At 41.4% G+C, this 12,935-nt stretch carries 13 protein-coding genes; 5 read left to right on the top strand and 8 right to left on the bottom strand.

The genetic code is table 11. The features are described 5' to 3' along the window. Positions 1 to 331: 331 nt before the first annotated feature. Positions 332 to 745, bottom strand: a complete 414-nt coding sequence (locus G3T18_RS14515) for a universal stress protein (protein WP_224411281.1) — start codon at positions 743 to 745, stop codon at positions 332 to 334. Positions 746 to 878: 133 nt separating this feature from the next. Here G3T18_RS14515 and G3T18_RS14510 point away from each other — a divergent pair, with 133 nt between their 5' ends. The 3 genes from G3T18_RS14510 to G3T18_RS14500 all read left to right on the top strand — a co-directional run bounded on the left by G3T18_RS14510 (position 879) and on the right by G3T18_RS14500 (position 3,524). Further along, a complete protein-coding gene (locus tag G3T18_RS14510) occupies positions 879 to 2,084 on the top strand; it encodes a phosphoglycerate kinase (RefSeq protein ID WP_224411280.1) in 1,206 nt (401 codons plus the stop codon). Positions 2,085 to 2,463: 379 nt separating this feature from the next. Then, entirely contained in the window at positions 2,464 to 3,027 is a 564-nt protein-coding gene (locus tag G3T18_RS14505; RefSeq protein ID WP_224411279.1) for a Uma2 family endonuclease, read from the top strand. A 29-nt stretch (positions 3,028 to 3,056) separates the two neighbouring features. Further along, entirely contained in the window at positions 3,057 to 3,524 is a 468-nt protein-coding gene (locus tag G3T18_RS14500) for a DUF29 domain-containing protein (RefSeq protein ID WP_224411278.1), read from the top strand. Positions 3,525 to 3,672: 148 nt separating this feature from the next. On the opposite strand, the gene G3T18_RS14495 is transcribed toward G3T18_RS14500, so the two are convergent. Both G3T18_RS14495 and G3T18_RS14490 read right to left on the bottom strand, forming a co-directional pair. Continuing rightward, the gene (locus G3T18_RS14495) at positions 3,673 to 4,509 is read right to left on the bottom strand and encodes a class I SAM-dependent methyltransferase (RefSeq protein WP_224411277.1); all 837 of its coding nucleotides are present in this window, start codon (positions 4,507 to 4,509) and stop codon (positions 3,673 to 3,675) included. Positions 4,510 to 4,880: 371 nt separating this feature from the next. After that, complete coding sequence (locus G3T18_RS14490) at positions 4,881 to 6,998, bottom strand: recombinase family protein (RefSeq protein WP_318013978.1); 2,118 nt, start codon at positions 6,996 to 6,998, stop codon at positions 4,881 to 4,883. A 145-nt stretch (positions 6,999 to 7,143) separates the two neighbouring features. On the opposite strand from G3T18_RS14490, the gene G3T18_RS14485 reads away from it, so the two are divergent. Further along, positions 7,144 to 8,508, top strand: coding sequence for a proton extrusion protein PcxA (locus G3T18_RS14485; protein ID WP_224411276.1), 1,365 nt, complete (start codon positions 7,144 to 7,146; stop codon positions 8,506 to 8,508). Between the two features lie 11 nt (positions 8,509 to 8,519). Here the strand turns inward: G3T18_RS14485 and hpsU are convergent, their stop codons facing one another. The 5 genes from hpsU to G3T18_RS14460 form a co-directional block, all read right to left on the bottom strand. After that, positions 8,520 to 9,131, bottom strand: a complete 612-nt coding sequence (hpsU, locus tag G3T18_RS14480) for a hormogonium polysaccharide biosynthesis acetyltransferase HpsU (protein WP_224411275.1) — start codon at positions 9,129 to 9,131, stop codon at positions 8,520 to 8,522. Continuing rightward, positions 9,115 to 10,077: a glycosyltransferase family 2 protein gene (locus G3T18_RS14475; RefSeq protein WP_224411274.1), complete on the bottom strand. Its 963-nt coding sequence runs from the start codon at positions 10,075 to 10,077 to the stop codon at positions 9,115 to 9,117. Before G3T18_RS14475 ends, hpsU begins: the two co-directional genes overlap by 17 nt. Before the next feature lie 137 nt (positions 10,078 to 10,214). After that, the gene (locus G3T18_RS14470) at positions 10,215 to 11,147 is read right to left on the bottom strand and encodes a glycosyltransferase family 2 protein (protein ID WP_224411273.1); all 933 of its coding nucleotides are present in this window, start codon (positions 11,145 to 11,147) and stop codon (positions 10,215 to 10,217) included. Next, positions 11,144 to 11,818: a hypothetical protein gene (locus tag G3T18_RS14465; RefSeq protein ID WP_224411272.1), complete on the bottom strand. Its 675-nt coding sequence runs from the start codon at positions 11,816 to 11,818 to the stop codon at positions 11,144 to 11,146. The genes G3T18_RS14470 and G3T18_RS14465 overlap by 4 nt, the downstream gene beginning before the upstream one ends. 104 nt (positions 11,819 to 11,922) lie before the next feature. After that, entirely contained in the window at positions 11,923 to 12,327 is a 405-nt protein-coding gene (locus G3T18_RS14460) for a hypothetical protein (RefSeq protein ID WP_224411271.1), read from the bottom strand. 18 nt (positions 12,328 to 12,345) lie between these two features. On the opposite strand from G3T18_RS14460, the gene cobU reads away from it, so the two are divergent. Continuing rightward, positions 12,346 to 12,900 (top strand): bifunctional adenosylcobinamide kinase/adenosylcobinamide-phosphate guanylyltransferase, encoded by a 555-nt coding sequence (cobU, locus tag G3T18_RS14455; protein WP_224411270.1) that lies wholly within the window; start codon positions 12,346 to 12,348, stop codon positions 12,898 to 12,900. Positions 12,901 to 12,935 lie beyond the last annotated feature (35 nt).

The following is a 12,935-nucleotide window of genomic DNA, read 5'->3' as shown; positions in this document are numbered from 1 at the left end:
GCTAAAGGACGGGGCTTGAAACCCAAGATTTTCGATAAAGAAGGTGAAATTAGAATGGGAATTCAAGGGTAAACTGGTAAATGCTCATTGGTCACTGTTCACTGGAAATTAGGGATTGGTGATTGGGAATTGGGGATTGGTAATTAAGGATTGGGTTGAGTTATCCGCGAACAGTTACCAATAAACAGTGATTAATTTATACTTTAACTCTTCGTTATCCCAGTCCCCAGTCCCCAGTCCCCAGTCCCCAGTCCCCAGTCCCCAGTCCCCAGTTTCCCAGTCCCCAGTCCCCAGTCCCCAGTTTCCCAGTCCCCAGTTTCCCAGTCCCACACTAAGGAACAATCAAAACCGGACAAGGAGAAAGGTTAATCACGCGGTTAGTAACACTTTCCGCCGCACCTTCTTCACTCAAGCCCATACCGCGACAGCCCATAATGATTAAACCGGCATCAATTTCGTCAGCCACATCGCAAATCATAAAAGCAGGCATACCCTCGCGTTCGATGATTTCCGCTTCAATACCTTTGCTGGAAAACAATTGTTGAGCATTTTTGAGCAATTCTGCTACTGCATTGACAGAACTCATCGCCCCAGACGGCTGAGACTCTTCCTCTCCGGGAGGTTTTTCGACTACCGATAACAAGATTAAACGACTATCGTATTTTTGCACGATATCGATAACAACTTCTACCGCTTCGCGGGCTTCTCGGCTTTGGTCAATGGGAAAAAGAACAGTTTTAAACATACTTACACACCTGCTGGTACACTCACTCCGGTACAATCGGCAAGAGAGCGATCGCTGCTAGCAGCGCTAGGCTTTGCCTAATCGCTCGCAACTGAAAGTTGATTAGAAATAAAAGCAATCAGAGGTAATCACTGTGTCCAAAAAAACTGTAGCAAATTTATCTGAAGCTGATTTAGCCGGAAAGCGAGTTTTAGTACGAGCCGATTTTAACGTACCGTTGGATGATAATGGCACTATTACTGACGATACCCGGATTCGGGCAGCACTGCCAACTATTCAAGATTTAATTAAGAAAGGTGCTAAGGTAATTTTGTGCAGCCACATGGGTCGTCCCAAGGGACAGGTTAAAGAAAATCTTCGCTTAACTCCTGTCGCCAAGCGGCTTTCGGAGTTACTAGGACAAGAAGTAACTATGTGCGATGACTGCGTGGGAGACTCAGTTGCGCGTCAAATTACGGCACTAGAAAATGGTCAGGTAGCTTTGTTGGAAAATCTTCGTTTCCACGCGGAAGAGGAGAAAAACGACCCCGAATTCGCTAAACAGTTAGCAGCTAATGCTGATGTTTACGTTAATGATGCTTTCGGTACTGCTCACCGCGCTCATGCTTCTACCGAAGGAGTTACTAAATATCTTAGCCCGTCTGTGGGAGGATATTTAATTGAGAAGGAACTTGAGTATCTCAAAGGTGCGATTGAAGAACCTCAGCGTCCTTTAGCAGCAATTATCGGCGGTTCTAAAGTTTCTAGTAAAATTGGCGTGATCGAAACTTTGTTGGATAAATGTGACAAACTTTTGATCGGCGGTGGAATGATTTTTACTTTTTATAAAGCTCGTGGTTTGAGTGTCGGTAAGTCGTTGGTGGAAGAAGATAAGCTAGATTTGGCGAAGACTTTGGAAGCAAAAGCAAAGGAAAAAGGTGTCGAGTTGTTGCTTCCTACAGATGTGGTAGTCGCTAACGATTTTAAACCGGATGCTGACTCGCAAACTGTGAGTGCGGAAAATATTCCTGATGGTTGGATGGGTTTAGATATTGGTCCCGACTCAGTGAAGACTTTTAGCGATGCTTTGTCTGATTGTAAGACAGTAATTTGGAATGGTCCGATGGGGGTATTCGAGTTCGATAAATTTGCTGTGGGGACTGAAGCGATCGCGCGCACTCTTGCCGATCTTACCAAAAAAGGTGCAACTACAATTATCGGTGGTGGTGATTCTGTGGCTGCGGTGGAAAAAGTTGGTGTCGCAGAACAAATGAGTCACATTTCTACTGGTGGTGGTGCTTCCTTAGAGTTACTTGAAGGGAAGGAATTACCCGGAATTGTTGCTTTGGATGAAGCTTAAATTACCTTATTTCGCCCTTGAAAAATAATTTTAGGGGATACATCAGCCTGTGCGGATTAACTCGTTAAGAAATCCGCGCGGGCTAGTTTTCTCTATGCAAAAGCTAGATTTATTCGCTTGTATATGTAGCATTTATTTATGAAAACGGTATTAGAAGACGGTAATGTGCAAAAATGTCATCCTTCGCTTCGCTCAGGATGACGTAACCTTAAATGAATCAGGATAAAGTAACCTTAAATGAAAAAGAAGTTGTATCTAGATATTTCATTGAATTAAATATTTTAGTCTCTATACCCCTACTATATTTAAGTGCAACTTAGGATCAGTTTAATTTCGACCAATTAATATATAGTTATGAGTAAGTTGGAGTCTCTTACCGATGGTTACATCTCCCTCAAAAACCCTAACTTTAGCGGAGTTTCTCAAATTACCGGAAACTAAGCCCGCTAGCGAATACATCAATGGTAAAATTATCCAGAAACCAATGCCGCAAGGAAAACATAGTATGTTACGAAGTCAATTAGTAACTACTATTAATAAGGTAGCCGAAAATTCTAGAATTGCCTTAGCTTTTCCTGAATTAACTTGTACTTTCGCTGGATATTCGATCGTCCCCGATGTTAGCGTGTTTAGATGGGATCGAATTCCTAAAGACGAAAATGGCTATGTAGCGAATGTTTTTCAGTTTGCACCCGATTGGGTTATTGAAATTTTATCTCCAGATCGAAGCCAAACAAAAGTTACTGGGAAGATTTTACACTGTTTGAGCCACGGTAGTCACTTAGGTTGGCTGATCGATCCAGAAACGCGATCGCTCTTAGTATACCCTCCCGGAAACCAACCGGAAATTTTTGAAGCTGAATCAGACGATTTACCTATTCCAGATTTTGTTACTAACTTTCAGTTAACATTAGGACAGCTATTTGGCTGGCTAAAATTATAAATTAAATTGGCAATATTACAAGTCCCAAGATGACTAAAAAACTAGAAACTCAACTACGACAACTTTACGAAATAGATTATCTAAAATGGATTGAAACCACTCTCGAAAAATTACGCAATCAAGATTATTCAGCTATCGATTGGGACAATTTAATCGATGAAATTGAAGACATGGGAAAGAGAGAACGCCGGAGTTTAAAAAGTAACTTAATTGTGGTTTTAACTCATTTCCTGAAGTGGCAATATCAGCCAGAATTAAGAAGTAGTAGCTGGAAAGGTAGTATTGTCGAACATCGGCGACGCATTCGCGAATCTTTGCAAGATTCTCCTTCACTAAAGGCTTATTTGGAAACAGTATTTTCTCAATGTTATGCTGATGCAATTGCTCAAGCTACGGCGGAAACTGAACTACCAAAAGAAACATTTCCCGAAGTATCTCCTTACACATTAATGCAAGTTTTTGATGCTAATTTTTTACCAGGAAAAGATAGTATTTGATAGCTTAAGAAGAGAAAAAATATTTGGCGATCGCCTTTTTTTTACTCCTAACTAAAATCAATTGAAATTAGCGCGATCGCAACTTACTTTCAAGACAACCCTAAAATGAAGCTTGAGTGAATAATTACTGCAAATTAGTTACCAAATCCTACTTAAAATTATCACTGTAAACCGTATAACTAGCCGCCAATACATCTTTCGTCAATTGAGGTGAAGCTGATTTAATTAACGCATGGTCAATTTTTTTGCCCAAAGGAATATATTTGTGTAGTTTACCTGGTACGGCTTCGTAATGATTGGGAACAATTGTGTAACTTCCACACTTATTCGGCAACTCAGAATTCTTGATTAATTTGTCTATTTCTTGGTAGGAATACTGATTACTTTTACGAGTTTTTTCTTTTAACAAAGGAAGGCTTTTAACCAGATTATCTAAGACATGAGTGGGAGATTTTTTGTTATGAAAAGAATCATTAAATATAAAAATACCTCCTGGCTTAATAACTCGGTAAATTTCCGACATAATAGTTTTGACATCGGCTGCTGATAAGTGCATAAACACGCTACTAGACATGACAAAATCTACTGAATTATCAGCTAAAGGAAGTTCGCGACAAGGCATACAAATGATATTCATTTTCGCATCGGGAAAGAAATTTAATTCTTCTTTGCAATGCAACAAACGCCGTAACATATTCTCCGAAATATCAATCCCATAATAGTTATTACAGGTCATTTCTTTGGTTTGAGCAAGATAAATTGCGTGTCTTCCATAGCCGCAACCAATATCAAGAATAGTATCAAAGTGTCGCCCGATGGGAAACTCTACCCAAATCCCTCCTGGTTGTTGAGCGCCGTAACCTGTTTTTACCCATCCTGAAGCAATTTCATCCCACTTTTCCTTACCAATTTTACCAGCAGTATCTTGCTGTTTTTCGAGGAAATAAATGCCATCATTCAAGTAAAAATTTTCGAGAGTATTCATCTGCTATTCTCCTAAATTTTCTTTTGTGATAAGGAAAATGATTACTAGCGCGGTTTCAGTTTATATCCGAAGAGTTCGATCTCAATTGAATAATTTTTTCCTAACTAACGAGGGATTATTTGCATTATAGAATTTTTTCTTGATAACTAGGGGAATCTTCTGTGAAGAATTGATTAAGTTGATAGTTATCAGTGAACAGTTATCAGTGAACAGTGAACAGTTATCAGTGAACAGTTTACCCTCAAATCCCCAGTTATTCTAATTCCACCTTCTTTAATCTCTCCCATTAACAATCTAATCCCAACTGTTCACTGGTAACTGATAACTGGTAACTGAAAACCCCAATCCCCAATCCCCAATCACCAATCCCATCATCTCACGATCGCCTTTTCGGTAACTACAGGTAAGGAAGCATGAACTAAACTTAACAAGGGTCCAGTTTGTTCGGTACCGTTAACAGCTAAGTCACTGTGACACAAGTAAACTCTTTCGGTAACTCTGCCCAGTAAATCGTGTAAAATTCGTTCCAAACGCTGACGATCCGCTTCGATTATATCTTCTGGAGTTACAGGTCGTCCCGGACAATTTTTGAGAAATAGCTCTGCACCAAACAAAGTAGCAGCCCCGCCTCGATTCCACAAGGGAGACGCAGCATCGAGCCAAAAATGCCAGCGATGAGAGCGGCGCGAGGAGCGATACTGGAAAATAGTTGCTAAAGTAACGGCATTTCTGGTATTTGTGCCAAAAGGACGAAAAGGATGAGGATTTGCCGAAATCGTACCTTTACGCAGTAAAGTAATAAACTGAGCCACTGTATCGATCGCGTTGCGCTCAGTAGTTTCATTTTGCCGCAAACGACGGTCTACTTGCCAATAATGTTGAGCAGTTTCGATTAATTCTCGCAGTGCGGCTAATTGAGCTAATGGTAAATTAGTATCGAGTAAAAACCGTTTAATAGCTCGATCTAAGACAGAAATTGCGCTTTGAGATTCTGGCGATCGCGTTTTCTCGATCCACTGGACAATTTCTCGATAAGCGGTAGTTGCTTGATGTCCTAAACGATCCCATCTGGGAAAAGATTCGACAGCAAGTAAACTAGGCTGGCTAATATCAGTAGCATAACAGTAATCTGCCAACAAACCAGCACGAACCGGATCGATTTCGCGATCGCTTAATACTACCAACATTTCCGCGACTCCATCCCGGTCAACAAAGCGACCCAAACCAGGATAAACTAAAGCCAAGAGAGTGAGTAGCGATCGCACTAAAGGCGAACTCGATAAAGCTCGTTGTTCATTGAGAGGCTCAACGGGGATATTCTCTTGAGAGAGAAGTTCGATCAAAGTATAACGCGCGATCGCATCCAAACCCGGTGCAATCACCGCAATTTCTTCCGGCTTTACCTCACCACTGCGAACAGCTTTAATAATTACCTGGGCAGTTTTTTTCAGTAAACTAGCGCGAGATATTTCTTGAATCGACTGAATCGAACCCGGTAAATTGACAAACCAACCTTGCTCGGTAACTAAATTTAACACCAAATCCGACAACCGAGGAGCCAAACTATTATCCAGTAAAGGTAACATCTCCATTTCACAGCGAGAAGCCAAACCCTCCAGATAATCAGGATCGGCATTCAAACCCAAACGAACTTTACCATTGGGGTTAAAAGTAAACACCCCGAAACTACCTTGATCCAATAAAAACTCAAACAACTCACGCGCGATCGCCGGATAATCATCCACATCATCAGCAAAAATCGCCTGATACCGACGTCGCAAATGCTTTTGATATCTCGGTTCCGCTAACAAATGCTGGCAATAAAGCTCATAAATAATACCATAACTCAGCAAACCCCTCTGCAAACACCACCTGCGCCACTCCAACAGCAACCCCGCCATTTTTTGCCACAAACCAGCATCTTCCCCCGCAAACAAAGGATTAGACACCAACCCAGTTTCCCATTCTTGTCCCGAAAAACCCTGTGTAGCGATCGCGGGAATATCCTCAGCCGGAGTATCGCTAGCACCAGCCAACTGTAACAAATCCAAAGTACGCCGAATCAAACGATACTCACTAACTCCCGTCAACGGTAAATCTAGCTCATCCAACTCCTCACGCCACAAACGAGTCGCCAACTCTTGCTCAGTTTCCGGGCGCAACCTTAGCGGAAACTGCGCCTTCACCTGCAACCGCTCAAATAACAAAGGTAAAAACAACATTACCTCATCGGAAATAAAACCCAAAGGAGTTTTCGAGATTACCGGATAACTTCCCTCCACCGCCGCCGCTAACTTATCCGCCAACTCCCGGCGATTGTCATCATTAGCAGCAAGGACTAAAATTGCTGGTGCAAGCTGTTGAGCAGAGCGAGCAACTCCTTGATAGCGACTGCGTTGGTTGCTTACCCACTTTTGAAACTCCCTAACTAAGCGAGTCGTCTTACCACTGCGAGTCGTCCCACTAATCCAAATAGACAAAATTAGCACAGCCGTTTCCTTAGTTAATCTGATACTATACCACATACAGACTCGCATTATAGATCCGACAAAAGCGGAACTTTGTCCTGAAAAAGGTTTAAATCTATAAGCTTGCCTAAACCGATTGTATTTATTGTTTGTCAGCTACGTTTCAATGAAACTCAAGAGCGTCATCCGTAATGCTAGAAAGTGGTTCGAGGATACTCCAGAAAGAGCCTTAGATCAGGCTTATCGTGCAGTTTTGATGATTAAAGCGATCGAAGAAGAACATTTTCACGGTCATCACGTTTCTGCGGAATATTGCGACTACCGCGAAAGTGCGATTTTAGATTTACAAGCTGAAGTGCAAAAATGTCTCAAACAAGCCAAAATTAGATTAACAGAATTTAAGATCAGTCGCTCGTTTTTCCGGCTTTCAGAAACTCAAAATGACTATCCTCAAGAGCGAGCAGAATTCTTTGATGAAAAACAAGCAATTACTATCGAAAAACTTAATTTTATCGATGAAGTAATTTCTCAATATGAGAGTTTTCCCGCCAAACGCTCAACTGCCGTTGCTCTAGTTCAAGTTCCCCAGAAAAGAGATAGTAAACCCCCTCAAGAAATAATTAGATCCGCTCGCAACGGACGACAAGAAAAAGTCATCACTACGGAGAAATCAAACCCAGCTTTAGTTAATCATGAAACAAGTCCGAATGTTTCTACAGTTTCCGACAAAACTGGAGTTTTACCTCGCTCAATTTTAAGAACATTTCGTCGGATTAAGCAGGAAATCGATCCCAAATCTGCTGACGCTGAAGAAGAGGTAGTTAAAAAGTTTCGCAAGTCGCGCAGCAAAACAGCAATTTCAATTAAATTTTTGCTAATTCTGATTATTGTCCCGCTTTTAACTCACCAAATTTCTAAAACCTTTGTTATTAGTCCAATTGTAGACCGAATTTGGGTAGAAGAAAACCAACAAATAATCTTTCTTAATCGCGATTATGAAGAAGAAGCTTTTACCGAGTTACATCTTTATAAAGAAAATCTCGAATTCAAAAAAATTATTGGTGTCTTACCAGATATAACACCCGAAGAAATAGAAGAAAAAGTAAGAGAAAAAGCGGTAGAAATTGCCGACCATTATCGTTATCGCGGTTCTGATGCGATCGAAAATGTCTTTGCTGATTTATGTTCGCTAGTTGCTTTTGGTTGGGTAATTTATATCAGTAAGCGAGAAATTTTAGTCTTGAAATCTTTTTTAGATGAAATTATTTATGGTTTGAGTGATTCAGCGAAGGCATTTCTGATTATTTTGTTTACCGATATCTTTGTCGGCTACCACTCTCCTCATGGCTGGGAAATTATTTTAGAAGGAGTTTCGTTACACTTTGGGCTACCAGAAAGTCGGGAATTTAACTACTTATTTATTGCTACTTTTCCAGTGATATTAGATACAGTTTTGAAGTATTGGATTTTCCGTTATCTAAATCGAATTTCTCCTTCAGCAGTAGCCACTTACCGAAATATGAATGAATAAAGTTTATCAAACTAAGATTGAGGGTTTATCTTTCTTAAATAGTGAGATTTGCAGGGACTACCCCAGGCTACTTGTTGAGGAGGAATATCTTTAAAAACGCTGCTCCTGGCACCAATTACAGCATTAGAACCAATTTTAACTCCGGGAGCAACAAAGCAATCAGTAGCTACCCAAACTCCATTACCAATAATAATCGGTTGGGTAATTAATTTAAAAGTGGGATCTTGAAAATCGTGGCTTCCAGTACAAAGATAAGACTTTTGGGAAATGACACTGTGAGAGCCTACTTTAATTTTATCTAAACTGTAGAAAACTACATCGTCACCAATCCAACTATAATCGCCAATTTCGACTTTCCAAGGATAAGTAAAACGTGCTGTGGGGCGAATTACCACACCCTTGCCAATTTTCGCTCCAAATAAGCGTAACAGCCCACAACGAAGGCTGTTAAAGTTATGAATAGTTAGGGGAAAAGTAATTGCTTGGACTAACCACCAAAGTAAGACAAACCAAGCTGATTTTCCACGACTGTAACCTGCTTGATTGTATTTGCTTAAATCTACCAAGGGTAGAGCATTCCAGCTTAAAATTTCTTCAGAGTTTTGCTCAGATTTTAGATTCATCTTGGATTAAATTAGCTGGTTGGACGACAGGTTGAGATGTTTCTAGAGATTGATTTTTAGCAACATTTAATTTGCCACCAAACTGTCGCAATTCGTAAAGTTTGACCCCAATTTGATATTCGTATTGACTGAGTAAGCGAGCATAAATGTATCCGGCGCGACCATCTAAAAATCCGAGACGAATAAAATAAAATAAAATAAACCGTAATATGGGTTTAAATGGAAGCCTTACCCAGATTTTTTTCAGAAAGCGTTTGCGTTGAACTGCATCGCCAAAAAGATTAGCACCGATTGTCCCATCTTCGCTTTTACCAGCAAGTAAATTGTAGTAAACTCTTGCTTCCCAGTTTGAATAACGATTATGTCGTGCTAGCCATTCGTAAATATCGCGAAAATCTTCGTGGAGCATATCTTCTTTGAGATATCCTACCTTACCTTGTAAAATAACGTGTTCGTGAACTTCGTTATCACCTGTGTTCCGAATTTCTTCGGTATTAAGATTTTCGTAACGACCGCATTTATGCTTGAATAAACGTAAATTCCAGTCAGGATATTTACCGCCAAAACGAATCCATTTACCAAGGAAAAATACTTTGCGGTTGAGGTAGTAACCATTATATTCAGGATTGGCGATCGCTGTAGCAATTTCGTCCCAGAGTTGGGGGGGAATACGTTCGTCGCAATCAACGATTAATACCCATTCATTGCGAAAAGGAAGATTATCCAACGCCCAGTTTTTCTTTTTGGGCCAACGACCGTTAAAGTGAAATTGAACGACTTTTGCACCGTGATTAGCAGCAATTTCACAAGAGCGATCGCTACTTTGGGAGTCAACGACAAAAATTTCATCGGCTCTAGCGACACTTGCTAGACAAGTGGGTAAATTGAATTCCTCGTTTTTAGCAGGAATTAGCACTGATACGGGGATTTTAGGCGTAGAAATCATCCGAGGTGAAACTGTGAGTGGTTAAGTGTTTTGAAGTTAGTTTCAAACAGGTTAGTTGTTTGGCTAGACAACGCCTCAGTATAAGCTTAACTGCATTTCTCGATCTTGGCATTATCTCTGGTCGCTAAAGGAGGAGATTATTTTTTGGGTTTTGCTGGAGAAAATAATCCTTGAAGTGCAGTTTTTAAGTAGCCAATTTGACCATAGGCGTAGACGAGATTATCAAAGCGTAAAGCGGGATCGCCAAGATATTTTAATGATTTGTAAAGACCGCGAACTATACGTTCTGTGCCTTCGACTAGTTGAGTGGGATCTTGACGACCTGCTAGTTGTTGGCGATAACATTCACTAACACCTTGCCACCAACCGCGACGGAAAAACCAACTTGGTTGTAACCTTTCTGGGGCGACATTATGTGCTACTAGTGCTTTTGGTAAATAAGCGACTTGCCAACCTCGCTTGAGTGCTAGTTCTGTCATATAAACTTCTTCATTGGAGAGTAAATTTTTCCCGACGCGACCAAGATTAACATCAAAACCGCCTACTTGTTCGAGAAAACTGCGCCGAATTGAGTAATTTAAACCTCTGGGAGTTAAGCTGGGATTAGTGATGTAGACTACTTCCTTTCCTAAATCGTAAGCTCCCAAACAGCTAGCAAGTTCAGTGGAAAGCCATTGGGGATAAGTTGCTTTGGGTGGCAAAATTAAAGTGACTTTGCCGCCAGCGATCGCCAGTTTTTCTTGTTGCTGATATCCGGCAATTAAAGCGCTTAACCAAGTTTTACTGGCAACTGCGTCGTCGTCAAGGTAAGCAATAATTTCTCCGGAAGATTCTTTGGCTCCGGTGTTGCGAGCCACAGAAAGCCCGGTAACTGATTCATAGACGTATTTTAGCTTGGGGTTAGACAAACGAGCTTCAACGACTTCGCGAGTGCGATCGCTCGAAGCATTATCTACCACTATTACTTCATATTCGGCAAAATCTTGCTCTAACAAGCTGTCTATGGCTGCACCGAGATATTCTTCTCGATTGTGAGTGCAAATTACAGCAGAAATTGGTAAATTTGTCATTCTTTAATTGAACTGTGCAGAATAACTAAGGTTTCGGCTAACTCATTAAGACGAGTTTCCAGATTATGCTTGTGCAGTAACAACTGACGGAGTTTTTGGTAACGAGCGATCGCGACACTGACATTCGGCACTTGTTCGGGCGGACAAGGACGCGACCATACTTTACCATTTTCATCTAAGCCGCAAAGTCGATAGCCAGCACGGGGGCTTTGGTAGGCAACACCATCATTACTTAATTCCTCGACATAATCCATTAGGCGATCGCTACTGGCTTTGCGAACTTCAGCCCCACCCTCATCGGGTTTGCGCGGATGAGATTCTAACCAACCATCGACGATCGGTCCTTCTAAATAAATATCTTGAATTTTGCGGACTGTCAGTTGCAAATCTTCTTGCCAACCTGTAACAGTTGCTTCAATCTCGTGTAATAAGTTTACGGCTAAAGATGGATTAGCATCGTGACGGTGAGAGCTGATTTTGGCAGCTTTCAGTTTTGGTAAAGACGGAGTTTTACCAAAAGACTTATTAACGGTTGTTGAAGTTGAAGTAATTGAAAAAGATAATTCTAGATTGGCGCTCTCAGTGTTAGAATCTCCCTGGGTATTTGTGGCAGGGAGTTGTGGTGTTAACTTCTCGTCAGTGGTCTGTTTTTGTTCCAATTCAGGTTCCATCTGTATTTACGGCGTTTCCTCTCCTGCTCTAGTTGAAAACAAGCGCGGTCCAGGAAACGCCGCCTCCAACTTTAGTTGACAATAGATTAGAGAGTTCACTAGAGTCATGTGTATCTAGCGGGGCGCTCCCATGTTGCTGAGCTAAACTGTTCGACTGAAGCTGAACGATCGCCAAAAGTAAAAAGATGGGGACGATTGTTGTGGGCTATAACCCAATATTGAAGCAAAATACCAACATGGGCAAACCCAACAATCAGAACTTCGTTCAAGTCCGAATTTTTTCCCTTCGAGCCAAGCTGGAAAGCCTCTGCGCTCGTTATGGGTTGAGCTACATCGAGTAAGAAGAATCCTATACATCCATTGCATCCAGTATCGACTAAGACGAGCTTCCGGTTGACAATGCCGATCGCTCCGTCAAACCCAAGTTTAGCGGATGGCGAGTTAAGCGCGGGTTGTATTGGAGCATAGTCTGAGAGTAAATTTGCTCGATCGGTTACGATTAAGTTCACTTAACAATAACTGTTGAAATGGACGCGATCTTAGTCACCGGACCGGCGCGATCGGGTAAAAGTGAGTGGGCAGAATACTTAGCTATCCAAACTGGTAAAACTGTAACTTATGTTGCTACTGCTGAAATTGACCCAGGCGATCGCGAGTGGCATGAGAGAATTGCTCAGCATTGCCAACGACGACCTGCTGATTGGCAAATTTTAGAAATACCCAGAGAACTAACAGCAACAATTCGCGCTTCTGAGCCATCTAGCTGCCTGTTGGTGGACTCTTTAGGCACTTGGGTAGCAAATTTGTTATCTGAGGAGGATTCCACCTGGGAAAAGACTTATTTAGATTTATTTGCCAGTTTAGAAACGGGGGCAGGGACAATAATTTTTGTGGCAGAAGAGACAGGTTGGGGGGTAGTTCCTGCTTATGCTTCCGGAAGGAAATTTCGCGATCGCCTGGGAAGATTGGTGAGAGAATTAGGAGTCAGGGCAGAGTCAGTATATTTGGTAACAGGAGGTATGGTTCTCAATCTCAGTAGTTTAGGAAGACCCCTACCTACTCAACCACCAACTCGCTCGTAAAATTTCCAACTCGGTGAAGATTTGTCGGGATCGCT

Source organism: Oscillatoria salina IIICB1 (genome assembly GCF_020144665.1).
Classification (GTDB): domain Bacteria; phylum Cyanobacteriota; class Cyanobacteriia; order Cyanobacteriales; family SIO1D9; genus IIICB1.
This window is presented reverse-complemented; position numbering and strand designations above follow the sequence as displayed.